Annotated in this window: 24 protein-coding genes; 11 read left to right on the top strand and 13 right to left on the bottom strand. The window is 62.3% G+C overall.

All coding sequences use genetic code 11. The features are described 5' to 3' along the window. The first annotated feature begins 57 nt into the window (after nucleotides 1–57). Nucleotides 58–837, top strand: a complete 780-nt coding sequence (locus A7X77_RS29340) for a DUF3108 domain-containing protein (RefSeq protein WP_064686340.1) — start codon at nucleotides 58–60, stop codon at nucleotides 835–837. Between the two features lie 30 nt (nucleotides 838–867). Beyond that, nucleotides 868–1,758, top strand: coding sequence for an aromatic amino acid exporter YddG (gene yddG / locus A7X77_RS29335; RefSeq protein WP_064686339.1), 891 nt, complete (start codon nucleotides 868–870; stop codon nucleotides 1,756–1,758). 358 nt (nucleotides 1,759–2,116) lie between these two features. Here yddG and A7X77_RS29330 read toward each other — a convergent pair whose 3' ends face one another. After that, nucleotides 2,117–2,539: a cupin domain-containing protein gene (locus A7X77_RS29330; RefSeq protein ID WP_064686338.1), complete on the bottom strand. Its 423-nt coding sequence runs from the start codon at nucleotides 2,537–2,539 to the stop codon at nucleotides 2,117–2,119. After that, nucleotides 2,539–3,309, bottom strand: coding sequence for a hydroxyacylglutathione hydrolase (gloB, locus tag A7X77_RS29325; RefSeq protein ID WP_064686337.1), 771 nt, complete (start codon nucleotides 3,307–3,309; stop codon nucleotides 2,539–2,541). Before gloB ends, A7X77_RS29330 begins: the two co-directional genes overlap by 1 nt. A gap of 53 nt (nucleotides 3,310–3,362) precedes the next feature. Here gloB and A7X77_RS29320 point away from each other — a divergent pair, with 53 nt between their 5' ends. From A7X77_RS29320 to A7X77_RS29305, 4 genes are all read left to right on the top strand, one after another. Further along, nucleotides 3,363–4,139, top strand: a complete 777-nt coding sequence (locus A7X77_RS29320) for a class I SAM-dependent methyltransferase (protein ID WP_038691615.1) — start codon at nucleotides 3,363–3,365, stop codon at nucleotides 4,137–4,139. Nucleotides 4,140–4,218: 79 nt separating this feature from the next. After that, nucleotides 4,219–5,328 carry a histidinol-phosphate transaminase gene (gene hisC / locus A7X77_RS29315; RefSeq protein ID WP_064686336.1) on the top strand — a complete coding sequence of 370 codons (1,110 nt, stop codon included), beginning with the start codon at nucleotides 4,219–4,221 and terminating at the stop codon, nucleotides 5,326–5,328. Beyond that, complete coding sequence (locus tag A7X77_RS29310) at nucleotides 5,325–6,251, top strand: prephenate/arogenate dehydrogenase family protein (RefSeq protein ID WP_064686335.1); 927 nt, start codon at nucleotides 5,325–5,327, stop codon at nucleotides 6,249–6,251. Before hisC ends, A7X77_RS29310 begins: the two co-directional genes overlap by 4 nt. Nucleotides 6,252–6,259: 8 nt before the next feature. Then, a complete protein-coding gene (locus A7X77_RS29305) occupies nucleotides 6,260–6,679 on the top strand; it encodes a GNAT family N-acetyltransferase (RefSeq protein ID WP_064686334.1) in 420 nt (139 codons plus the stop codon). Here A7X77_RS29305 and A7X77_RS29300 read toward each other — a convergent pair. Continuing rightward, the gene (locus tag A7X77_RS29300; protein ID WP_064686333.1) at nucleotides 6,676–7,692 is read right to left on the bottom strand and encodes a DUF2125 domain-containing protein; all 1,017 of its coding nucleotides are present in this window, start codon (nucleotides 7,690–7,692) and stop codon (nucleotides 6,676–6,678) included. The genes A7X77_RS29305 and A7X77_RS29300 overlap by 4 nt on opposite strands. 49 nt (nucleotides 7,693–7,741) lie before the next feature. Between A7X77_RS29300 and A7X77_RS29295 the strand changes: the two genes are divergently transcribed. Then, nucleotides 7,742–8,284, top strand: a complete 543-nt coding sequence (locus A7X77_RS29295; RefSeq protein ID WP_064686371.1) for a gamma-glutamylcyclotransferase — start codon at nucleotides 7,742–7,744, stop codon at nucleotides 8,282–8,284. A gap of 73 nt (nucleotides 8,285–8,357) precedes the next feature. Here the strand turns inward: A7X77_RS29295 and A7X77_RS29290 are convergent, their stop codons facing one another. From A7X77_RS29290 to ftsE, 4 genes are all read right to left on the bottom strand, one after another. Further along, the gene (locus A7X77_RS29290; RefSeq protein ID WP_064686332.1) at nucleotides 8,358–9,155 is read right to left on the bottom strand and encodes a lysophospholipid acyltransferase family protein; all 798 of its coding nucleotides are present in this window, start codon (nucleotides 9,153–9,155) and stop codon (nucleotides 8,358–8,360) included. Nucleotides 9,156–9,706: 551 nt separating this feature from the next. Next, on the bottom strand, nucleotides 9,707–10,423 hold the full coding sequence (locus tag A7X77_RS29285; RefSeq protein WP_197486909.1) for a YdcF family protein: 717 nt from the start codon (nucleotides 10,421–10,423) through the stop codon (nucleotides 9,707–9,709). Nucleotides 10,424–10,490: 67 nt separating this feature from the next. Then, entirely contained in the window at nucleotides 10,491–11,504 is a 1,014-nt protein-coding gene (locus tag A7X77_RS29280) for a cell division protein FtsX (RefSeq protein WP_064686330.1), read from the bottom strand. Then, the gene (gene ftsE, locus A7X77_RS29275; RefSeq protein ID WP_004671394.1) at nucleotides 11,497–12,156 is read right to left on the bottom strand and encodes a cell division ATP-binding protein FtsE; all 660 of its coding nucleotides are present in this window, start codon (nucleotides 12,154–12,156) and stop codon (nucleotides 11,497–11,499) included. Before ftsE ends, A7X77_RS29280 begins: the two co-directional genes overlap by 8 nt. A gap of 206 nt (nucleotides 12,157–12,362) precedes the next feature. On the opposite strand from ftsE, the gene A7X77_RS29270 reads away from it, so the two are divergent. The 3 genes from A7X77_RS29270 (at nucleotide 12,363) to A7X77_RS29260 (ending at nucleotide 14,563) form a co-directional block, all read left to right on the top strand. Then, on the top strand, nucleotides 12,363–13,007 hold the full coding sequence (locus A7X77_RS29270; protein WP_064686370.1) for a hypothetical protein: 645 nt from the start codon (nucleotides 12,363–12,365) through the stop codon (nucleotides 13,005–13,007). A gap of 133 nt (nucleotides 13,008–13,140) precedes the next feature. Continuing rightward, nucleotides 13,141–13,683 carry a hypoxanthine phosphoribosyltransferase gene (gene hpt, locus A7X77_RS29265; RefSeq protein WP_004671390.1) on the top strand — a complete coding sequence of 181 codons (543 nt, stop codon included), beginning with the start codon at nucleotides 13,141–13,143 and terminating at the stop codon, nucleotides 13,681–13,683. A gap of 520 nt (nucleotides 13,684–14,203) precedes the next feature. Further along, nucleotides 14,204–14,563: a response regulator gene (locus A7X77_RS29260; RefSeq protein ID WP_003543311.1), complete on the top strand. Its 360-nt coding sequence runs from the start codon at nucleotides 14,204–14,206 to the stop codon at nucleotides 14,561–14,563. A 76-nt stretch (nucleotides 14,564–14,639) separates the two neighbouring features. Here A7X77_RS29260 and A7X77_RS29255 read toward each other — a convergent pair whose 3' ends face one another. The 4 genes from A7X77_RS29255 to argH all read right to left on the bottom strand — a co-directional run bounded on the left by A7X77_RS29255 (nucleotide 14,640) and on the right by argH (nucleotide 20,583). Further along, nucleotides 14,640–17,291, bottom strand: coding sequence for a TIGR02302 family protein (locus A7X77_RS29255; protein WP_064686329.1), 2,652 nt, complete (start codon nucleotides 17,289–17,291; stop codon nucleotides 14,640–14,642). A 261-nt stretch (nucleotides 17,292–17,552) separates the two neighbouring features. Beyond that, complete coding sequence (lysA, locus tag A7X77_RS29250) at nucleotides 17,553–18,821, bottom strand: diaminopimelate decarboxylase (protein ID WP_064686328.1); 1,269 nt, start codon at nucleotides 18,819–18,821, stop codon at nucleotides 17,553–17,555. An 11-nt stretch (nucleotides 18,822–18,832) separates the two neighbouring features. After that, nucleotides 18,833–19,027, bottom strand: coding sequence for an LPS translocon maturation chaperone LptM (gene lptM / locus A7X77_RS29245; protein ID WP_064686369.1), 195 nt, complete (start codon nucleotides 19,025–19,027; stop codon nucleotides 18,833–18,835). Nucleotides 19,028–19,179: 152 nt separating this feature from the next. Next, nucleotides 19,180–20,583, bottom strand: coding sequence for an argininosuccinate lyase (gene argH, locus A7X77_RS29240; protein ID WP_064686327.1), 1,404 nt, complete (start codon nucleotides 20,581–20,583; stop codon nucleotides 19,180–19,182). 23 nt (nucleotides 20,584–20,606) lie between these two features. Here argH and tlpA point away from each other — a divergent pair, with 23 nt between their 5' ends. Further along, complete coding sequence (gene tlpA, locus A7X77_RS29235) at nucleotides 20,607–21,269, top strand: thiol:disulfide interchange protein TlpA (protein WP_064686368.1); 663 nt, start codon at nucleotides 20,607–20,609, stop codon at nucleotides 21,267–21,269. Between the two features lie 180 nt (nucleotides 21,270–21,449). On the opposite strand, the gene A7X77_RS29230 is transcribed toward tlpA, so the two are convergent. Both A7X77_RS29230 and A7X77_RS29225 read right to left on the bottom strand, forming a co-directional pair. Next, the gene (locus A7X77_RS29230) at nucleotides 21,450–22,331 is read right to left on the bottom strand and encodes a 3-hydroxybutyryl-CoA dehydrogenase (RefSeq protein ID WP_004671370.1); all 882 of its coding nucleotides are present in this window, start codon (nucleotides 22,329–22,331) and stop codon (nucleotides 21,450–21,452) included. Between the two features lie 139 nt (nucleotides 22,332–22,470). Then, a partial coding sequence (locus tag A7X77_RS29225) for an electron transfer flavoprotein subunit alpha/FixB family protein (RefSeq protein ID WP_064686326.1) occupies nucleotides 22,471–23,116 on the bottom strand: 646 nt, incomplete at its 5' end.

Raw genomic sequence — 23,116 nt, 5'->3', positions numbered from 1 at the left:
GCGTATAGAGCGTTCCGGCAAGGGCTGCCGCGCGCGCGGCAAGACAAGGCTTCACACATGGCTCATTCGGGCAGACGCATTTTCATTTCGGCCATCGCCGCGCTTTTTGCCATACCGGCATCGGCGGCCGAGATCCAGCACCGGACGGTATACCGGGTGACGCTTGCCGGCTTGCCGATCGCGCGTGCCGCGTTCCTGACGCAGATCGAGGACGATCACAGCTATACGATCGCCGGCGATATCAAATCCGCCGGCCTTGCCGATCTCGTCACGACCATCTCGGCAAAGACCAGCGTTAGCGGCGTCGTCCGTAACGACCGGCTGCAGGCGCTGAAATATTCGCTCTACTACAAGAAGGGCAAGAGAGCCCGCGTCTACGAGGTCAGCTATCGCAACGGCGATATCATCTCGGCGACGACGACCCCGCAGCCAAAGCGGCCGAAGAACTGGATCGACGTTACGCCGCGCGACATGCGCTCGGTGCTCGACCCGATCTCCGGCCTGGTCTTCACCGGCGACACCAAGGTCTGCTCGCAGACGCTGCCGATCTTCGATGGCGAGACGCGCATGGATCTGGTGCTCTCGCCGAAGGGCGACAAGGATTTTTCGACCGACGGCTTCAAGGGCAAGGCGGTTGTCTGCGGCGTGCGCTTCGTGCCGCGCTCGGGCTACAAGAAGGGCCGCAAGGATATCGACTATCTGAGCAAGAGCGACCGCATGGAAATCTGGTTTGCCAAGTCGGACGCGGCAAATGTATATGCTCCCGTCTATGTGCGCATTCCAACCGAATATGGAATGGTGACGATCACTGCCGTTAAATACGGCAGCGTCAGCTGACGGAGCTTTCGCCTCCGTGAAGGGGGACAGGTGAAGCTTCGCGCGACGTTGATCGGCTTTACGGCCATTATGATGTGGTCGTTCCTGGCGCTGTTTACGGCTGCTTCGGGCAAGATGCCGCCGTTCCAGCTTTCGGCCATCTGCTTTGCGATCGGCAGCGTCCCCGGCCTCGTCGTGCTTATTCTCAACCCGTCGCGGCTGACGCTGCTGAAGCAGCCGGCAAAGGTCTGGCTGACCGGCATTGCCGGGCTCTTCGGCTACCATTTCCTCTATTTCACCGCGCTCAGGAACGCGCCGGCGGTGGAGGCGGGGCTGATCGCCTATCTCTGGCCGCTGCTGATCGTCGTCGGCTCGGCGCTGCTGCCGGGCGAACGGCTGCGCTGGTATCACGTGGCGGGCGCGCTGGCCGGGCTTTGCGGCACCTTCCTGATCGTCGGCCGCAACGGCATCGATTTCGACGGCGCCTATGTCGTCGGTTACGGTGCCGCCTTCCTCTGCGCCTTCACCTGGTCGGGCTATTCGCTGTTGACGCGGCGCTTCGAGGCGGTCTCCACCGACGTCGTCACCGGCTTCTGCCTTGCGACGTCAATCCTGTCGTTCTTCTGCCATCTCGGCCTCGAGACGACCGTCTGGCCGGCAACGGGCTTCGAATGGATCGCCGTCATCGGGCTCGGGCTTTTGCCGGTCGGCGCTGCCTTCTACGCCTGGGATTACGGCGTCAAGAACGGCGATATTCAGATCCTCGGCGCGGCAAGTTATGCAGCACCGCTGCTTTCGACGCTGATCCTGACGCTGTTCGGATTTGCCGAGCCGAGCTGGCGGATCGCGCTCGCCTGCCTGCTCGTCACCGGCGGGGCGGCGCTGGCCGCCCAGGAGATGTTCCGTCGCAAGTCCCGGCTGCGGCCGGCCGCGGTGGAATAGGTCTTAGAGCCTTTCCTGGTTAGATTGAAGCATTCTGCCGGAGTAGGTTTTCGTCGGGACAGGGGCGATTGGCGATGGGCATACCCCAAGGTACATCCGAGCCGATCGCCCCTGTCCTGGCGGAAACATGCCCGGCCCACGGGCCGCACCGCTTCGCCATGGCGAAGCGATCAGTGCGTCCGGCGATTTTCAAGTCTTGCAGATTTGCCTGGCAAATCTGCGGGAGGGTTGGCTGAAACGGGCCGGCTGATCGACCGGTCGGCTTGGCCGCAGAGCCCGGGCTACGACGCGCGCCGGCCGGTCGACCATCCGACTCCGTTTGAGCCAACAGAATACTTCAATCTAACCAGGAAAGGCTTTAGCCGCCTGGCGTCCAGCCGGGTGGGGCCATTTCGAAGCTTGAAAATACGAAACCGGGCGAAACGGTGCAGCCGACCAGGGTGAAATCGCCAAGGCTTTCGGCCGATTGCCACCAATTGGCGGGAATGATCGCCTGCGGCCGCTCGCCTGCGATCAGATTCGGTCCGAGCGTCAGGGTCTCGCTTGCCGCCCCGTCCTGCGAGCGGTGCAGCGCCAGCGGCGCGCCGGCATAGTAATGCCAGATTTCGGCGGCGTCGTGGACGCGATGCCAGTGCGAGCGCTGCCCGCTGGTCAGGAGGTAATAGATCGCGGTGGAATGTCCGCGCTCTCCGCCCGCCGTATCGCGGAATGTCTCGACGTACCAGCCGCCTTCCGGATGCGGCTGCATGCCAAGTTGCCGGACGATGTCCTCGGGCGACATCAGAAATTGTCCTTGCGCTTGCGGATCTCGGCGAAGACTTCCTCGTTCGTCTTGCCTTCCATGATCAGATTGCGGCGGATCGCCGGATCGCCGGCGCGCAGGAATGGATTGGTTTCCTTTTCCAGTCCCAGCGTCGTCGGGATGGTGAATTTGCCCTGGGCGCGCAAAGCCTCGATCTCGGCGGCGCGGCTCTTCAGGCGTTCATTATCGGGATCGACCGTCAACGCGAAACGGGCGTTGGAAAGCGTATATTCGTGGCCGAAATAGACGGCGGTCTCATCCGGCAGCACGGCAAGCTTTTGCAGGGAATGCCACATGTCGGCCGCGGGGCGCTCGAACAGGCGGCCGCAGCCGAGAGCAAACAGCGTGTCGGCGGCAAAAAGCAGCTTATCGTCGACGAAGTGATAGCAGATGTGGCCGGCGGTGTGGCCGGGGGTCTCGATCGCATTGACCGTGTGGTTGCCGAAGAGGAACCTGTCGCCATCCGCCATCGTCCGGTCGAGGCCGGGAATGGCGATGGCCTCGTTGATCGGGCCGATGATTTCGCAGCCGAACTGCTCCTTCAGCGCCAGATTGGCGGCGACGTGATCGGTGTGATGATGGGTGGTGAAGATATGCGTGATCTTCCAGCCGCGCCGTGTCGCCGCTTCCAGGATTGGCGCCTCCTCCGGCGCGTCGATTGCCGCGGTAAAACCCGTCTCCGGATCGTGCACGAGAACGCCGAAATTGTCGGTGCGGCAGAGAAAAACGTCTAGTTCCAAAGGTTTCATCGTTCAATAATCCTTTGTCCTGCGAGTCTCGCGGGAATGTAGAGGTTCCGGCCTTGAAGTCCAACCGGCCGCTGATAACATTTATCGCAATGCACGCCGATATCGTCGACCTACGTCAGTTCTATCATTCCGACCTCGGGCGTTTTGCCGAGCAGTCGATAGCCATGGCACTTTCGTCGCTTTGGGTGCGCCTGCCGCAGGAGCGCCTGGTCGGTCTCGGTTATGCCGTGCCCTTCCTCGATCGGTTCCAGGCCGATACCGAGCGCACCTTCGCCTTCATGCCGGCCGGACAGGGCGCAGTGAACTGGCCGATGGGCTCGCTGTCGTCGACGACGCTGATTTTCGATGAGGAACTGCCGCTGCCGGATTCCTCGATCGACCGGGTGTTGATGGTGCATTCGCTGGAATTCGCCGAAAGCCCGCGCGAGACGCTGAAGGAACTCTGGCGGGTGCTGGCGCCGGGCGGACGGCTGGTCATCGTTGTGCCGAACCGGCGTGGCGTCTGGGCGCGCATGGAGCATACGCCCTTCGGTTCGGGCCGGCCCTATTCGCGCGGCCAGCTGACGCATCTGCTTCGCGAGACGAATTTCACGCCCGGCGCGACGGCCGAAGCGCTGTTCTTTCCGCCCTCGAAACTCAGGACCATCCTGCGACTTCGCCGCGCCTTCGAGCGGATCGGCCGGACGCTGTGGCCGGCCTTTTCGGGCGTCATTATCGTCGAGGCGCAGAAGCGGCTTTATCAGGGGCTGCCGGTGGCGGCACGGGCGTCGCGCCGCGTCTTCGTGCCGGTGCTGGCACCCCACGGCGTGCCGACGGCGCGCAACCGGTGACCCCGTTCCCGCTCTCGACAAGAACCGCATTCCGCTTTAATGCCACTTGGTCATTTTCCGGAAAATCCAAGGTCGACCCATGAGCGTTGAGATCAGCAAGCCCGTTCCGCGTCCCGGTATTCTCGATATCGCATCTTATGTGCCGGGCAAGGAACATGCGCCGGGTGTTGCCCGAGTCTACAAGCTCTCCTCCAACGAAACGCCGCTCGGCGCCAGCCCGAAAGCGATCGAGGCGGTCAAGGCCGCTGCCGAAAATCTCGGGCGTTATCCCGACGGGCAGGCGATCGAACTGCGCGAGGCGATCGCCGCCGTGCATGGCCTCAATCCGGCAAACATCCTCTGCGGCAACGGCTCGGACGAACTGCTCGGCCTGCTCTGCCATGTTTATCTCGGCCCGGGTGACGAAGGTATCATCACCGAGCACGGCTTCCTCGTCTACAAGATCCAGATCATGGGCACGGGTGCCACGCCCGTCGTCGTGAAGGAAAAGGACTATACCGTCGATGTCGACGCGATCCTTGCCGCGGTGACGGAAAGGACGAAGATCGTCTTCATCGCCAATCCCGGTAATCCCACCGGCACCTATATTCCCGTCAGCGAAATCCGCCGCCTGCAGGCCGGCCTGCCGAAACACGTCGTCCTCGTGCTCGATGCGGCTTACGCCGAATATGTGCGCCGCAACGACTACGAAGCCGGGATCGAGGTGGTGTCTTCCAGCTCCAACGTGGTGATGACCCGCACCTTCTCGAAGGCCTACGGTCTGGCGGCGTTGCGCGTCGGCTGGATGTACGCGCCGGCCGAGATCGTCGATGCGGTGAACCGCGTCCGCGCGCCGTTCAACCTGAATGCGGCGGCGATCGCTGCCGGCGCCGCGGCCATCCGCGACCAGGCTTTCGTCCAGCAGGCCGTCTCCTACAACCAGATGTGGGTGGAAACGTTGACGGAGGCGCTGGAAGCGATCGGGCTGAAAGTCACGCCGTCGGTCGCGAATTTCGTCCTCATCCATTTCCCCGAGATCGACGGCAAGCGTGCCGCCGACGCGGACGAACTTCTGACGAGCCGAGGTTACATCCTGCGCGCCGTGCGCAGCTACGGCTTTTCCAATGCGCTGCGCATGAGCATCGGCCCTGAAGAGGCCAATCGCGGCGTCATTGCAGCACTCCGCGAATTCATGGGACGTCAGGCATGAGCGTGCTGTTTGACCGAATCGCGCTGATCGGCATCGGCCTGATCGGATCTTCGCTCGCCCACGACATTCGCCGGCTCGGGCTGACGAAAGAGATCGTCGTCGCCACACGCAGCGCCGACACGCTGAAGCGTGCGGAGGAGCTTGGCCTCGGCGATCGCTATACCACCTCTTCGGCAGAGGCCGTCGCGGATGCCGATCTCATCATCGTTTCGGTGCCGGTCGGCGCTTCGGAAAGCGTGGCGAAGGAAATCGCCGGCAACCTCAAGCCCGGCGCGATCGTCACCGATGTTGGCTCGACCAAGGCTTCCGTCATCGCGCAGATGCAGCCGCACATGCCTGAGAATGTGCATTTCATCCCCGGCCATCCGCTGGCCGGCACGGAAAAATCCGGCCCCGATGCCGGCTTCCCCGGCCTCTTCGAAGGCCGCTGGTGCATCTTCACGCCGGTCGCAGGTACCGACGAGACGGCCTTGAAGCGGCTGCGCGGCTTTTGGCAGGCGCTCGGCTCGAAGGTCGACGAGATGGATGCGGAACACCACGACAAGGTGCTCGCGATTGTTTCGCACCTGCCGCATATCATCGCCTACAACATCGTCGGCACTGCCGACGATCTGGAGACGGTGACGGAATCGGAAGTCATCAAATATTCCGCCTCCGGCTTTCGCGATTTCACCCGTCTCGCCGCCTCCGACCCGACGATGTGGCGCGACGTCTGCCTGCACAATCGCGATGCAATCCTCGAAATGCTGGCGCGCTTCTCGGAGGATCTCGCCTATTTGCAGCGGGCGATCCGCTGGGGTGAGGGCGATAAGATTTTCGAACTTTTTACCCGCACACGTGCCATCCGCCGCTCGATCGTCCAGGCTGGCCAGGACGTCGACGCACCGGATTTCGGCCGCCCTCACCCGCTGGACAAGAAGTAGCCGCCGCCATGGTGGAGGTCGCGAGCGCAAGCCAGTCTGAAATCGATTGGCTGGCGCGCGAGGATGCCAGTGCCGGCAAGGCATGGGTATCGCGATGTGTGGCGCACGGAGAATATCTCGTCGCCAGGGAAGCCGGTGAGATCGTCGGCTTCCTGCGCTTCTCCCGCTTCTGGGGCAGGGTTCCCTATATGGAGATGATCCGCGTCCTGCCCGGCCACCGCCGGTCGGGAGTCGGTACCGCGCTGTTTCTCGCCTGGGAAGAGGCGATGCGCGCCGAAGGCATCCGTCTGCTGATGACGTCGAGCGAATGCGACGAGAGCCGGCCCCAGGACTGGCATCGCCGCAATGGATTTGCCGAAACGGGCGTGATGGAGCTGCCCGGGCTCCAGTCGGTCCCCGAGATCTTTTTCATCAAGCGGATCGGTTAGATCGGCGGTATTCGGCCGAGCGGGATGAAGCCGCTGACGGTGGCATTGCCGTGATCGACGACGAGATCGACCGAGACCTTGTCCTTGCCGCCGGCAAGCGACTGCAGGAGCTTGGTCGCCGTGTTGACGGTTGATGCGATGTCGGGGAAGGTCTGTTTCAGGCTGTCGCCCCAAGGCCCGAGCCGTTCGATCTCCAATTTGAATTTTCCCGAGAGGAAGCCTTGTTCGTCGAAGGAGAAGGGGCCGGTGAGCGTCATCACCTTGCCGTCGCCAATATCGGCGACGATGCGGCGTAGATCGCCGGCCGCGCCATTGAGGCCATTCGGGTCGCTGCCGTCGATCAGGCCGGCCTTGCCGGCGACGGTCAGATCGATGCTGGCCGTGAGTTTCGGGAACACCTGCGGCCAGTCCATGATCGCCGTATTCACATCCTTCACGGAGATTGCGCCGTCGAGATCGGCTCCGTTCTGACGTAGATGAATTTCGGTGCGGGCCGCGTCGAAACTGACGGTCTGGCCGGTGAGGGAGGAGACCGCCGTCGCCTTCAGGCCCTCTATGATGGTCGAGCTGCGATCGATGCCCTTCAGCCTGGTTGCCAGGCTCGCCTGCATGTTCGCCCATTGCGCAGAGATTGAAAGGCCGTTGCTGGTGCGGATTTCCGCCGGCGAATCCAATTCCCAGACGATATTGCCAGGCGCGTAAACCTGGGCCGCCGAGCGCAGGGCGCCGAAGGTGGCGGAGACGCCGTTGACACTGTCGTCGACGTCGACCTTGGAGCAGAACAGGCCGATGCGGAAGGGATAGCCGCGGAATTCGATATCGGAGCATTCGCCGCTGACGCCCGCCTGATCACGCGGCGCGATCGCTTTCAGCACCGTAGTCTTCAACGCCGATGCCGCATAGAACCAGCCGCCGGTATAAAGCGCGATCACCAGGAGAATGCCTCCGCCCAGCAGCCAGAATTTCCTGCCGCTGCTGGACTCACCGCTGCCAGATCGGCTTGACGCTGCCATGATGTTCTCCAATGGTGAATCGCAAAGTGATTCCGGTCTGGCGTGCGATATGGACGAATTTTGGGTGTTTGGCTACGGCTCGCTGATGTGGAATCCGGGCTTCGAGTTCCTGGAACGGGCGGAAGCCCTGGTGCATGGTTACAGGCGTTCACTCTGTGTCCGTTCCTACGTCCATCGCGGCACACGCGACAATCCGGGCCTCGTCCTCGGCCTGGACAGGGGCGGCGCCTGCCGCGGCATGGCCTTCCGTGTTTCGCCGGACAGATGGGAGGAGGTGATCGAGTATCTCCGCGCCCGCGAACTTGTCACCAATGTCTATCTGGAACGCCGGGTCCGGCTGCAATTTGTCGGCGGTCGGCGGATGGAGGCGGTGACCTACGTCGCTGACCGCGACCACGAGCAATATGCCGGTACGCTCGACGCGCTTGCGGCGGCACGGGTGGTGAATGAGGCCAGCGGCCAGTCCGGTCCGAACGATGCCTATGTCTTCAACACGCTTGCGCATCTCAGGCAGATGGGCATTCGCGATCAGTGGCTGGAGCAGGTCGTCAACGAGGTGGAACGGCTGCGGGCTGCCTGCATGATCCCTTAAATCGGTACCGATCTAAGGATAAAATTATGCAGCAACTCGAAGTGTTACAGCGTTCTTTGCGCGTCTGAAGACTTCAGGCCGTCGCTGCCTTCACTTTGCGCAGCTCGGTCAGCCTGGCGATCGCTGTCGGTGGCAGCGGCAGATGCGGATTGCGTTCGATGGTGTCGAGCAAGAGCTCGTCGCTTGCCCGTTCGGTCACCTCGATCAGGTGGGCGAAGAAGGCGTCCGGATCCATTCCCGGCATGATCGGCGGCAGGATCCGCACCTTGAAATGGCCGGGATAACGGCGGATGCTGCGTCGCGGCCAGAAGAGGCCGGGGTGCATGGCGACCGGCACGACGGGAATACCAAGATCGCGGTACATACGGGCGATACCGTATTTATAGAGCGGCTCCGCGCCCGGCGGGCGGCGGGTGCCCTCGGGATAGATGATGAGCTGGCGGCCGGTCGAAAGCTCTTCCTTCGTGCGTTTCAGCACGTCAACCATCACCTTGCCGCGGGCACCGCGATCGACCGGGATCATGCGCTGCTTCTTGGCATACCAGCCGAAGAGCGGAATCCACATCAACTCCCGCTTCAGGATGTAGACCGGGTCCTTGAGCCTTGGCAGAAGCGCGTAGGTATCCCAAAAGGACTGGTGCTTCGGCGCCAGGATGTAGCTGCCGTCAGGCAGGTTCTCCAGGCCTTCGATCTCAAAGGTCGTGCCGACGATCACGCGCATCAGCCAGTGATTGGAGCGCGCCCAGTTCTTCGGGATTTCATAGGCAGTAAGCCGCGGCACCACGAAATAATAGGGCGAGAGCACGATCATCCGGATGATGAGGTTGGCATAGAAGATCGTGTTGAAGAGGACGGAACGCAGGGCGATCATGAAATTTTCCCGAGGCATGCTCACGCGACCGGCCTACACGATATTGCCCGTCATAAAAAGCATTTGATGTTGCCCCAGAACAGGATTCAGATTTCAAGCCGGGCCTGAAATCTGAATCCTGTTCTAAATTAAAAGAGTTTGAGCATGATGTCGTCCGAAAACCGCTCACACTTTTCGGCATCGTGCTCTGGCAAAACCTAGAGCCTATCCTGGTTAGATTGAAGCATTCTGCCGGAGCAGGTTTTCGTCAGGGCAGAGGCGATTGGTGAAGGGCATACTCCAAGGTACGTCCGAGCCGATCGCCTCTGATCCTGGCGGAAACATGCCCGGCCCACCGGCCGCACCCTTCGCCGCGGCGAAGCGATCAGTGCGTCCGGCGATTTTCAAGTCTTGCAGATTTGCCTAGCAAATCTGCGGGAGGGTTGGCTGAAACGGGCCGGCTGATCGACCGGCAGGCTTGGCCGTAGGGCTGGGCTACGACGCGCGCCGGCCGGTCGATCATCCGACTCCGCTTGAGCCAACAGAATGATTCAATCTAACCAGGAAAAGCTCTAGTCTGCGGCGGACACGCTGGCCGAGCGCAATCCGGTGTGGCGGCCGAAGCCGGTGATGTTGCGGGCGCCGGCCAGCAGCACCTTCAGATATTCGGCCAGCATGACGCGCATCGCGTTCGGATCGGTGAACCAGTTGCGGGTCTTCAGATCCGAGTTGACGACGGGATAGGGGATGAACTCGATGTCGGGATCGACATAGGAGAGCTCGGCGAGGGTGCGCGGCATATGGTAATTGTTGGTGACGACGAGCACGCTTTTATATCCCTTGGCATGGATCCAGTTGGAGGTTTCCTCGGCATTGCCGATCGTGTCTATCGCGTCATGACCGATATCGACGCAGCAGGAGAAGAGATCGGCCGAGCCCTGCGTCATCTTGCGGATCTGAGCCGTCGTCGTCGTCGGGTGGACGCCGGAGATCAGGAGCCGCTTGCCGGCACCCTTCTGCAGCAGTTCCACGGCCTGGTCGATGCGCTGGTAGCCCCCTGTCAGCACGACGATCGCGTCCGCCTTCGGCTCGGCCGGGGGCTTAAGTGTCGTCACGGAATCGGCAAAGCGCAGGAAGCCGCCGAACATCAGGGCGATCGCCAGAACGCAACCAAAGCCGGCCCAGCGCAACATGCGGCGGATCGGCCCGCGTCGCGGCGGCAGGCCCGCCGGGTGTTCAAGCTCCGGTTCCTGCCGAATCGGGTTGCGTGTCGTATGGCCCATGGTCATGAATCGTGATTATACGCTGATTACGGCGTGGAACAGACGCTACAATGACAAAACGACATGGTCACGATCAACTTGCGATGCCGTCGGTGCGCGTCGGGTCCGAGCGCAATGTATCGATTTCATAGATCGTCCGCATGACGGTCAGTCGCGCCGTGACGGTCGTCAGCAGCGCGATAACGATCATGGTCGCGAAGATGCCAGCATAACCGAGTACACCGACCGAAAAAGTGCCGAACAGCGCGGTTGCCTGATCCGTTTCCGGCGTCGCCAGGGTGCGGCTTTGCCAGAAGCCGGCGGTGGCGAAGAAAAGCGCGGCAAGCGCGCTGCCGATCGCCGAGCCCTTGAGGCTGATCTTGAGGAAATGCTTCTGGAATTCGGTGGCGACGAAAGAGCTTTCGGCGCCGACGAAATGCAGCACTTCGACGATGTGGCGATTGCCCGACAGCGCGCCGCGCGTGGCAAAGACGACCGTGAGCACCATGGCCGAAAAGACCAGGAGCAGGACGCCGGTGCCGATCAGCACCGTCGTGTGCGCCATGGACACCAGCCGGTCGACCCAGGTGCGGTGATCGTCGAGGCTCGCCTGCGGGATGCTGTCCTTCAGGAGCCCGCGCATCGCCTCGAAATCCGGCGGGTTGCTCTCGTCGATGGTGATGACGACGAGGCGGGGGACGGGCAGATCCTTGAGGTCGAGGCCGGGGCCGAGCCAGGGTTCGAGCAGACGGGCGGTGGCCGCCTCGTCGACGATCTGGCCGCTTTTGGTGCCGACGAAGGTCAGCGCCAGGTCGCGCGCCTGTGTCAGCGCCTTTTCCATGTCGAGATTGTCGTCCGGCTTGATCTGGATGGTGATCTCGCGGGAGATCTGACTCTCCCAGCTCGCCGCCGTCGAACGCACCATGCTGACGCCGCCGAGCGTCAGGCAGGCGAGAAAGGCCATGATCGATATCACCACCATCAGGGCATTGCCCTGGATGTTGGAGGGCGGCAGGATCGGCGCGGTCGGGCGCACGCGCATTTCCGGCCGCTTCTGCTGGGCCTGGGCCGGCGCCTTGTCTCGGTTTTTGGACGGGGGCTCAGTCATAGATATCGAGATGCCCCTCCGAGAGGATCATACGGCGGGCTTCCACCTGTTCCATCAGCGCCAAATCATGGGTGGCGATTACGACCGCTGTGCCGAGCCGGTTGAGCTCGAGGAAAAGATTGAGCAGGCGCCTGGCCATCGGCGGGTCGACATTGCCCGTGGGTTCGTCGGCCAGCAGGACTTCCGGCCGGTCCATCAGCGCCCGGGCGATGGCGGCGCGCTGTTTCTCGCCGCCGGAGAGCACCGGCGGCAGCACGTTGATGCGTTCGCCGAGGCCGACCCATTTCAACAGTTCCAGGACGTCGGTCTTGTAGGAGCTCTCCTCCTTGCCGCGCACTCGTAAGGGCAAAGCGACATTCTCATAGGTGGTGAGATGATCGAGCAGGCGAAAATCCTGGAAGACGATGCCGACGCGCCGGCGCAGCAGCGGCAGCTCGGGGCGCGGGATTTCGGAAATGTCGCGCCCGAACATGCGGATCAGGCCGCGCGTCGGCTGCAGCGACATGAAGAGCAGCCGCAGCAGCGACGTCTTGCCCGCGCCCGACGGGCCGGTCAGGAACTGAAAGGATTTCTTCGGAATGTCGAAGGTCAGGTCCCGGAGGATTTCCGGGCCCATGCCGTAGCGCAAACCGACATTCTCGAAGTGAATCAACGGGCAGCTCAGTCTGTTGTGGGTTTCACCGTGCGACTTGTTAACCAACACCGTTAACAGCCGGTAAATTTTGCCGGAAAGACGCCCGTTTGATGGCAATCTTTGCGAAGCATTAACCATTAAAATTTACGACTGAGCAGGATTCGTTTCAATGCCAAGATTAGCGCTGGCGGCGAAACCATGTGGACATCTGCGAGGCAGCCACCATGGAAGCATCTTTCTTCAGCCGCCGGACACCGGGCCAGGCCTATGATTTCCTGCCGCCCGAACCCGCAAGCCGCCAGTACCGCAATCAGCGCCCTGCCGATATTGCCGACGCCGAATTCGTCAGCCTCGGCAAGGCGCGGCCGCGGGAATTCACCGCGAGGACCCATAACGACAACCGCAAGCGGGCAGGCGCCGCACAGCCGCCGCTTCGGCCGGCGACGGCCGCTCTTCTTCTGCGGGAGGCGGAGACCTGGCTGCAGCGCGCGTCGATGCGCAGTTTCGCCGTATTGGTGCTGGCGCTTGCCGTGCTCGTCTTCGGCCTTGCGGGTGGCTTCTCGGGCCTGTCGGGCGGCCGAGCCTATTCCGGAGCGCCGCTGCATTTCACCCATGTGACGGCGACGCCGCGCGATGCGAACGGCATGCGCGTGCTCGTCATCAACGGCATCATCGAAAACGACAGCGGCACGACGCAGACGCTGCAGCCGATCCGCGCCGATCTCGTGACCGACGAGCGGTTGACCGCGAGCATCATCATCAACCCGCCTGTTGACGTCATCTATAGCGGCCAGAGCCGGGGCTTTTCGGCGCGCGTCCAGCACGCCGGCGGAAAGATGCCGGAGGTTCGGCTTTCCTTCCTGCCATAGAGCCACCACGGGCACGCCACACGGCCAATTCCTGCCGCAGGTGGTGCCAATCCGGTTAATTTCTAGCCGGCGAGGCTGTTTCAAGCGCGCATATGTGCTAACGGCTTACCCTTCTTTTCATGGAGAAGCCCCTATGCCTGTCGTGCGCGGAAAAAATATCGAGCCGCTCTTCACCGCCGAACAGATTGCCGAACGCAATCATGCGATGGCGCGGGAGATCGCCAACGGTCCGACCAAGGACCTGCTCGTCATCGCCGTGCTCAAGGGTTCCTTCATTTTCGCCGCCGACCTGATTCGCGCCCTGCATGACACCGGGCTTGCCCCGGAGGTCGAGTTCATCACGCTGTCGAGCTATGGCAGCGGTACGGTCTCGCAGGGCGTGCGCATCGTCAAGGATATCGACAGCGATGTGCATGGCCGCGACGTGCTGTTGATCGACGATATCCTCGAATCCGGCCGGACGCTGCTTTTTGCCAAGGAGTTGCTGTTCGAGCGTGGCGCACGCAACGTCACGATCGCCGTGCTGCTCGACAAGCGCGTCAAGCGTAAGGAAAAGCTGGAGGCCGATTATGTCGGCTTCGAATGCCCCGACTATTTCGTCGTCGGCTACGGTATGGATGTCGCCTATGCTTTTCGTGAACTGCCCTTCGTCGGCGTGGTGACCGGCGACGCCTGAATGATCGGGAGTACTGCAGCGCCTTAGAGCCTTTCCTGGTTAGATTGAAGCATTCTGTTGGCTCAAACGGAGTCGGATGGTCGACCGGCCGGCGCGCGTCGTAGCCTGGCTCTACGGCCAAGCCGGCCGGTCGAGCAGCCGGCCCGTTTCAGCCAACCCTCCCGCAGATTTGCCCGGCAAATCTGCAAGACTGAAAATCGCCGGACGCACTGATCGCTTCGCCCCGGCGAAGCGGTGCGGCCGGTGGGCCGGGCATCTCTAGCCAGGATCACAGGCGATCGGCTCGGACGTACCAGGAGGTACGCCCATCGCCAATCGCCTCTGTCCTGACGAAAATCTGCTCCGGAAGAATGCTTCAATCTCACCAGGAAAGGCTCTAGCACGTCTGAAAGAGGCGCCGCGCCGTGCAGCCGCCGAGACGGGTTGTTAACCATCCCGTCCATTGCTTCGCCATCTTTACCGATCGAAAAGGAAAGTCTGGTGATTTCCGTCGCGGGGCTGAAGACGGAGCAATGCACATATGGCAAGAATTCTGATTACGGAAGACGAGGACTCCCTGCGGTCTTTCGTAGCCCGGGCGCTCAGGCTCGACGGTCACGAGACGGATGAAGCGGCCGATGGCGCCGAGGGGTTGGAGAAGCTCAAGGATGGGGTCTACGACCTGCTGCTTTCCGACATCCGCATGCCTGTGATGGACGGCATCGAGCTCGCCCACCAGGCCAAGGATGCCTTTCCCGGCCTGAAGATCCTGCTGATGACCGGCTATGCCGAGCAGCGCGAACGAGCCGACGATCTCGCCGAAAAGATCATCGATGTCGTCGCCAAACCATTCGCGCTTCCCGATATCCGCAAGGCGGTTGCCCGGGCGCTCGTCGCTTAAAGCGCGTTCACTCTTCGGAATTTCACGCGTAACCCCGAAAATCGATGGCGATTTTCGGGGTTACGCGCTTGAGCGCCTATTGAATATCGAGCAGCCGTTCGAGATATCGCCGTTCCATTTCCTGCGGCGGATTGTTGCCGAGCTTTTCGCGGATCGCATCGAGGATTTCGCGCGCCCGCTGAACGTCGATTTCGTCAGGCACCTTCACCCCGTCGTCCTCGATATATCTCTCGCTCATGCGTGGCCGTCCGAGCGGATCGCGGCCGTTCTGATCGCCCTGGCCGACCTGGCCATTCGGGCCTTGCCCCTGCTGGCCCTGCTGCGCCTGCATCATCTGGTTCATCATGTCGCGGGCGCCCTGGCGAAGCGCTTCCAGCGCGCGGCCCTGGTTTTCGATGGCCGGTTGGCCGCGGCCCTGGCCGAGTTCGCGGCCGGCGCCTTCCATCTCGCGTTGCGCCTGGCCGAAGCCGGGGCCGGGCTTCATGCCCATTTCGCCGAGCTTTTTCTGCAATTCACCCAGCTGCTTGCCGAGCCCATCCTGTTGGGCGCGCAGCTGTTTCAGCGCCTCGCGCAGTTGTTCGGCCGTCATCTGGTCGGAGGGCTGCTGGCCTTCCTGGCCTTGCTGGCCCTGTTGCTGCTCCTGCGGCTCGCCGTTTTCGCCGGGGAGCATCTCGTCGAGCAGCGGATCGTTTTCGCCCATGTCGGGTTCGCCGCGCTGCAGGCGGTCCTTGAGCTGCTGATCGAGGCGGAAGGTCTGTTCCATCAGCTTCTGCTGGTCGCGCAGGATTTGACCGAGCTTGTCGATCTGCTTGCGGGCCTCACTGTTCTCCTGGCTCTGCTGACCGCGCTGCGGCCGGCCGGCCTGCAGATTGTTCATCATGCGCTGCAATTCCGACAGCATCTGCTGGGCGGCGTCGCGGTTGCCGGAGCGGGCGAGATTCTCGATCTGGTCCATCATCCGTTCCAGATCCTGCTGGCGCAGGATGTTCTGGGCGTTCTGGTTCGGCTGCATCGGCGCATTCTGCATGCGCTCGGCAAGCTCGCTCAGATAGTCCTGCATCGCCTTGCGCAGTTCGTCCATCAGCTTCTTGATCTCTTCGTCCGGCGCGTTGCGGTTCAACGCATCGGCGAGATTCTGCTGGGCCTGTCGCAGCTTGCGCTCGGCAAGGGAAAGATCGCCGTCCTCCATGCCGAGAGCTATTTCCCAGAGATATTGGGCCGTATCCTTCAGCGCCTCCTCGCTCTTTGCGAGCTTCATGCGCGCCAAGGCGGATTCCAGCAACAGGTAGTTGGTGAGTTTGGGGATGGTCTCCTCAGGACGGATCGTCAGCGCTTCGTTCAGCGCGATCGCCTGGGGCATCTTGCGGGTGTCGAGGGCGAAAACCTGCCGTTCCTCTGCGACGGCCGCGGCAAGCGGCTCGTTGAAGGGCCGCGACGGCAGCGTCATCTCGTGCGGCGGGCTGCGGCCGGTCTGGCCGGCTCCGTCCTTGGCAACAAGCGTCACGCGCACGCGTTTGCCGGCGAGCGGATGTTCGGTCAGATTCCGGCTGGTCACACCCTTGGCGTCACGGGCGTTACGGCGGGGGATATCCAGCCTGTACTCCGGCAATGGGTAAAGAGGCGTTGCTTTCGGATCGGTTTCGAGCGGTACTATCTCCGCATGAGCCTCCTGGACGCCGTAGTCGTCCTTGACTGTGAAACCAATTTCAAGCGCGCCATTGACGCTGGGCTTCGGCAAGCCGTCAAATGCAATTTCCGGCGCCTTGTCGGGAAGGATGTCGAAGCTCCAGCGGCGGCCGTTGACTTCCAGCGTGCCGTTCTCTTCGAGCTTCATCGCATGCGTCTGCGCTATGGCGGCCTGGCCGGCCGGCACGGCATCCGGCTGGTTGCCGGCCGTCACAGCTGTCTGGCGCGGGTTCGCGTCCGCCTGCAGGGCGATCTCCTGCGTCTGACCGTTCGTTTTGCGGAACACGACCTTTTCGGCCGTCTTTCCGCCGCTGACGCGCACGGTGAGAGCGGAAAACTGCGGAATGCCGATCGGCGCCTGTTCACTGCCGTCGGCGGTCAGGTAGACCGGCGCGCGGCCGGTATAGGAGGGCGGCGTCACCCAGGCGTCGATGCGCACCGCCGGATCGACCGTCACCTGTTCGGGTGCTGCCTGCAATGCGTCACTGACCGAACCGCCATTGATCGACAGCGAATAAGCAAAGGCCGTGACGACAAGCAGCGCCGGAATGGCGCGAAGGGCGAAACGGTCATGCCCGGCAATGTCAGGCCTCGGCATGCCCGCATCGAGCGCTGCGATCTTTTCGGCCATGCGCAGCTGGTGCTCGCGCCAAAGCGCCCGGGCGAATGGCGCATCAAAAGCCGGCTCGTCTTCCTGGACGGTGACCGGCTGGTGCGGCAACCCGTTGCGTTCTTCCAGCATGCGGTCGGCTTCGGCGATCCTCGGCCAGCGCAGATTGCGGAAGGGAAGGAGCGCGACAAGCAAAGCGAGAGCGAAAGCGATCAGCAGAATGATGCGCAACCAATCCGGCACGCTGCGGAAGACGCCGAACCAGGAGGCGGAAAGATAAAGGGCGGCGACCGACAGAACCGGCAACAGAAGCGGCAGCAGCTGCTCGCAAAAAAGCACGATGCGCGCCAGCAGACGTTTCGTCGTCACCAGCCGGGCAAGGGCAGGGCGGAGCGCAAATGCACCTTTCTTCTGCCTGAAGGGGCTTGTCATCGGTCCGGTCTCCGCGATCTGACGTGGAACAGAGGGCGCTTCCGGCGATTGCGGGGCAATACGCTCATGGCTGACAAGGATAACACTCTTTGTGGCGAAGGCGAGGGCGAGCGGCCGGCAATACCGGCTTTTCACGTTTATTCGCCAAAAAGTGATGGTCTACCCGAAGCGCGTCGCGATTTTTCAGGTCGCTTCCCGCGCTTTAGCTCTTTGTTTTGCGTATGTCGTGATCGTAAAACCGCCACACGTTGCGCGACTGCTTTAGTCGAGCCAAGCGGGAACGGAGTCGAGGCTGATCAGCTCGGCATAGGTTCTACGCGGTCGTATCGCATGGAAGTCGCTGCCCTTGACCAGAACTTCGGGGACCAGCAGGCGGCTGTTATAGGTGCCGGCCTGGACGGCGCCATAGGCGCCGGCAGTGCTGACGGCCAGCAGATCACCGGGCTTCGGCATCGCCATTTCGCGGTCGAGCGCCAGATAGTCGCCGGTCTCGCAGACGGGGCCGACCACGTCGGCGCGGATGCGCGGCGCGTTCGCCGCCGAAATCGTCACCGGGCGGATTTCGTGATAGGCCTCGTAGAGCGTCGGGCGAATGAGATCATTCATCGCGCCGTCGACGATGACGAAGGTCTTCTCGCCGCCGTCCTTCACATAAAGCACCTCGGTCACCAGAATACCGGCATTGCCGACGATCAGGCGGCCGGGCTCGGTGATGACCTTGCAGTCCAGATCGCGCAGCTGGTTCTTGACGATCGCTGCATAAGCATCCGGCAGCGGCGGCGGATTATTGTCGTCCTTATAGGGGACGCCGAGGCCGCCGCCGATATCGACATGATCGATCGTGTGGCCGTCGGCGCGGAGCGTCGCGACAAGGTCGCGCAGCAGCTTGAAAGCGTCGTCGAAAGGCTGCAGCTCGGTAATTTGGCTGCCGATATGCATGTCAATGCCGGTGACCTCGATGCCGGGCAGCTTGGCGGCATGGGCGTAGATCGCGCGGGCGCGCTCCCAGGAGATGCCGAACTTGTTTTCCTTCTTGCCGGTCGAGATCTTCGAATGTGTCTTTGCGTCGACATCCGGGTTGATACGGAAGGAGACGGGAGCCTTCTTTCCGGCGCTGACGGCGCGCTGGTTGAGGATTTCGAGCTCGGGTTCGGATTCGACGTTGAAGCAGTAGATGCCGGCCTCGAGCGCGAAATCCATCTCGGATGGGGTCTTGCCGACGCCTGAGAACATGATGCGGCTTGCCGGAATGTCGGCTGCGAGCGCGCGACGCAGTTCCCCTTCCGAGACGACATCGATGCCGGCGCCAAGGCGACCCAGCGTCTTCAGCACCGCCTGGTTCGAATTCGCCTTCATCGCGTAACAGATCATCGAGTCCATATCGGCGAAGGCTTCGGAGAAGACCCGGTAATGGCGTTCCAGGGTGGCGGTGGAATAGACGTAGAACGGCGTGCCGACCGCCTTGGCAATCTCGGGAACGGGAACGTTCTCGGCGTGAAGGATACCGTCGCGGTGCTCGAAGTGGTTCACGGGCTTATGCCTTAAAGAAGAGGATCGAGAAGGAAGGGCTTGTCAACGGTTCCCGGCTGTTTCGTCGGCTTGGAAACGTCGCCTTCTTTCGTTGCCGCAGCACTCGGCGGGTCGAGATCGCCCTTACGCCCGCATCCGGCAACGGCAAGGCCGATGACGGCGATGACTGCCGTCAAGCGAATGAGGTGCGACAAGCTCTTCTGCATGGATATCCTCTTGTACGAGATATGACCGACATCGTCATTTCGAACGATGGACATCTTCATAGCGAAGTTTCTCCGCCTTGTGCACCCTGATTGTTGGACGGTCTTTCCCCGTGCGGGGAAAGGGCGAAGCGGCGTTTTGCTTCGCCTTTCTTTCAGTTGCGGGCGCGCCAGAAGGCGATCTGCTTGCGCACCTCGGAGGGGGCCGTGCCACCGAAGCTCTTGCGGCTGGCGACCGAGGCTTCGACCGTCAGAACGTCATAGACCTTGTCGGTGATTGCGGAATGGATCGCCTGCAGGTCGGCGAGCGGCAGCTCGGCCAGGTCGCAGCCCTTGCTTTCGGCCAGCGCGACGGCGCGGCCGGTCACGTGATGGGCATCGCGGAAGGGCAGGCCGGCTTCGCGCACCAGCCAGTCGGCAAGGTCGGTCGCCGTCGAGAAGCCGGAGCCGGCCGCCGCCTTCATGCGCGCGCTGTTGACGGTCATGTCGCGCACCATGCCGGTCATGGCGGCGATGGCCAACTCCAGGCTCTCGGCTGCGTCGAAGACCTGTTCCTTGTCTTCCTGCATGTCCTTGGAATAGGCGAGCGGCAGGCCCTTCATGATCGTCAGCAGTGCGATCAGCGAGCCGTTGATGCGGCCGGTCTTGGCGCGCACCAGTTCGGCCGCATCCGGGTTCTTCTTCTGCGGCATGATCGAGGAGCCGGTCGAGAAGGCGTCGGAGAGGCGCACGAAACCGAACTGCGGCGTCGACCAGATGACGATCTCTTCGGCCAGGCGCGACAGATGCATGCCAGTGATCGCGGCGATCGCCAGGAATTCTATGGCGAAATCGCGGTCGGAAACCGTGTCGATGGAATTGCGGGTCGGCTCGCGGAAGCCGAGCGCCTTGGCCGTCATGTGGCGGTCGATCGGATAACCGGTGCCGGCAAGGGCGGCCGCACCGATCGGGCTTTCGTCCAGGTGCTCGATGGCATGGCGCACCCGCGAGCGGTCGCGGCCGAACATTTCGACATAGGCCATGCAGTGATGGCCGAAGGTGACGGGCTGGGCGGTCTGCAGATGGGTGAAGCCCGGCATGACGCTTTCGGCATGTTCCTCGGCGCGATCGAGGAAGGCGGCAATCAGGCCGGTCAGCATCTTCTCGGTCTTCTCGAGCTCTTCCTTCACCCAGAGGCGAAAGTCGAGCGCCACCTGGTCGTTGCGCGAGCGGGCGGTGTGCAGCCGCCCGGCAGCCGGTCCGATCAACGTCGCCAGGCGCGCTTCGATATTCATGTGGATGTCTTCGAGCCGGCGCGAGAATTCGAAATTGCCGCTTTCGATTTCTGACAGGATCGTGTTTAGCCCGTGAACGATCTTGTCCTTATCCTCGGCTGAAATAATCCCCTGATGGGCGAGCATCGTCGCATGGGCGATGGAACCGCGGATATCCTGCGCGAATAGCTTCTTGTCGAAACCGATCGAGGCATTTATCTCCTCCATGATCGCGTCCGGGCCGGAGGCGAAGCGCCCACCCCACATCTGGTTGGAGGATTTGGTGTCCGTGTTGCTCTCGGCCATGGATGCCCGTCCTGGAGAATGAAATGACGACAAAAAAACCCTTCGGCCTGCCGTCGGTAAAACTGATCGCAATCGCCGCCGTTGCAGGCGTTGTTGCCGGTGCGGCAGCGGTATACGTGAAGGAGACGGGGATTGGCAATGGCATCGGCGATACGGCTTCGGCCGAATGCCCGCTGGCGAGGGAACGCGCCGTCACCCTGGCGCCGCTGATGAAGGGGCAGGTTGCGGCGATGGTTGCCGCCAGCGAGCCGCGCAAGCTGACCGCGGTGTCCTTCAAGGGCCCTGACGGCAAGCCGCTGACGCTCGACCATTTCGCCGGCAAGACCGTGCTGCTCAATCTCTGGGCCACATGGTGCGTTCCCTGCCGCGAAGAGATGCCGGCGCTGAACGCGCTGGAAAAGCAGATGGGCGGCGACAAGTTCCAGGTCGTGCCGGTCAATATCGATACCGGTGATGACGAAAAGCCGAAGACTTTCCTGGCCGAGACCGGCGTTGATGCGCTGCAGCTTTATCGCGACAATACGATCGGCGTCTTCAATAGCCTGAAGAAGGAAGGTCTCGCCTTCGGCCTGCCGGTGACGCTGCTGCTCGACGACAAGGGCTGCCTGATCTCCGCCATGAACGGACCTGCCGCCTGGGACAGCGAGGACGCCAAGACTTTGATCAAGGGTGCGATCGGATCGTGAGGATATCGGTCAGGAGTCGCCATTTCCTCTGATCAGGAAAACGCCGGCAATTCCGATAAGGACGCAGCATTGCAGCAGGAACATCGGTGTTTCGGTCGACATGGCGTTTCCCCCCCGTTCACGGCAAGGAAAGCATTTCGCGGGCGTCCGGTCCATTCGCCCTTTTTGGTGATGTCCCTCTTAGCGCGTCGGGACAGGCACTTCGCCGCGATAGTCGTAGAAGCCGCGGCCGGATTTGCGTCCGAGCCAGCCGGCTTCGACATATTTCACCAGCAACGGGCAGGGGCGATATTTCGAGTCCGCCAGGCCGTCATGCAGCACCTGCATGATCGACAGGCAGGTGTCGAGGCCGATGAAATCGGCAAGCTGCAGCGGCCCCATCGGATGGTTGGCGCCAAGCTTCATTGCCGTATCGATGGCGTCGACCGTGCCGACACCTTCATAGAGCGTGTAGATCGCTTCGTTGATCATCGGCAGCAGGATGCGGTTGACGATGAAGGCCGGGAAGTCCTCGGCGACGGTAATGGTCTTTTCCAGCGTGCCGACGAATTCCTTGGCGGCGGAGAAGGTCTTCTCATCGGTGGCGATGCCGCGCACCAGTTCGACCAGCTTCATGACCGGCACCGGGTTCATGAAATGAATGCCCATGAAGCGTTCGGGGCGGTCGGTGGCGGCGGCAAGCCGGGTAATCGAAAGCGAGGAGGTGTTGGTGGCCAGCAGCGCTTCCGGCTTCATTACCGGACAAACCTGACTGTAAATCTTGCGCTTGACGCTTTCGTCCTCGGTGGCCGCCTCGATGACGAGATCCGACGGAGCGAGGTCGTTGACATCGGCGGAGCCTGATATGCGCGATAAGGTCGATTTACGTTCCTCATCCGTCATCTTGCCGTTCGTCACCAGGCGGGCAAGATTACCGTTGATAGTGGCAAGGCCGGATTCGATGCGGTCCTGCGAGAGATCGTAGATGTGGACCCTGTACCCTGCGGCGGCCGAAACATGCGCGATGCCGCAGCCCATCTGGCCGGCACCGATGATCCCAATATTCTTCAACACCGCACTCATCTCCAAACCCCCCGCTCGGCAGTCGCCCCCGCGTTGCCGCACTATTTTAGCATTACTGCCGGACGAAAGATCGCCCGGCAGCAGATAAAAGACAATTTTCCAGTCATTCGCAAGTGCGAAAGAAAAGCATGGAGCTCGCTCAGAGCGCCTTTTGCAATTCCGGCAGGGCGTCGAAGAGATCGGCGACGAGGCCGTAGTCGGCGACCTGGAAGATCGGCGCCTCCTCGTCCTTGTTGATGGCGACGATCACCTTCGAATCCTTCATGCCGGCCAGGTGCTGGATCGCCCCGGAGATGCCGGCGGCGATATAGAGGTCGGGCGCTACCACCTTGCCGGTCTGACCGACCTGCCAGTCGTTCGGGGCATAACCGGCATCGACGGCGGCGCGGGATGCGCCGACGGCAGCGCCGAGCTTGTCGGCAACCGGCAGGATGACCTCCTTGAACTTCTCCGCAGAGCCCAGCGCCCGGCCGCCGGAGATGATGATCTTCGCCGAGGTCAGTTCCGGACGGTCGGAGGCCGACAGCGCATCGGCGACGAAGCGCGACAGACCCGGATCGGAAATCGCTGCGATCGCCTCCACCGTTGCCGAACCGCCTTCCGTGGCGGAAGCAAACGAGGCGGTGCGCACGGTGATGACCTTCTTGGCATCGCTTGCCTGCACCGTCTGAATGGCATTGCCGGCATAGATCGGCCGCTTGAAGGTATCGGGGCTGACGACTTCGATGATCTCCGAGACCTGGGCGACATCGACGAGGGCAGCAACGCGCGGCAGCACGGTCTTG

This window comes from Rhizobium bangladeshense (genome assembly GCF_001662075.1).
Lineage (GTDB): Bacteria > Pseudomonadota > Alphaproteobacteria > Rhizobiales > Rhizobiaceae > Rhizobium > Rhizobium bangladeshense_B.
Note: the sequence above shows the minus strand (reverse complement) of the source record. Positions and strands in the feature narration are given on the sequence as shown.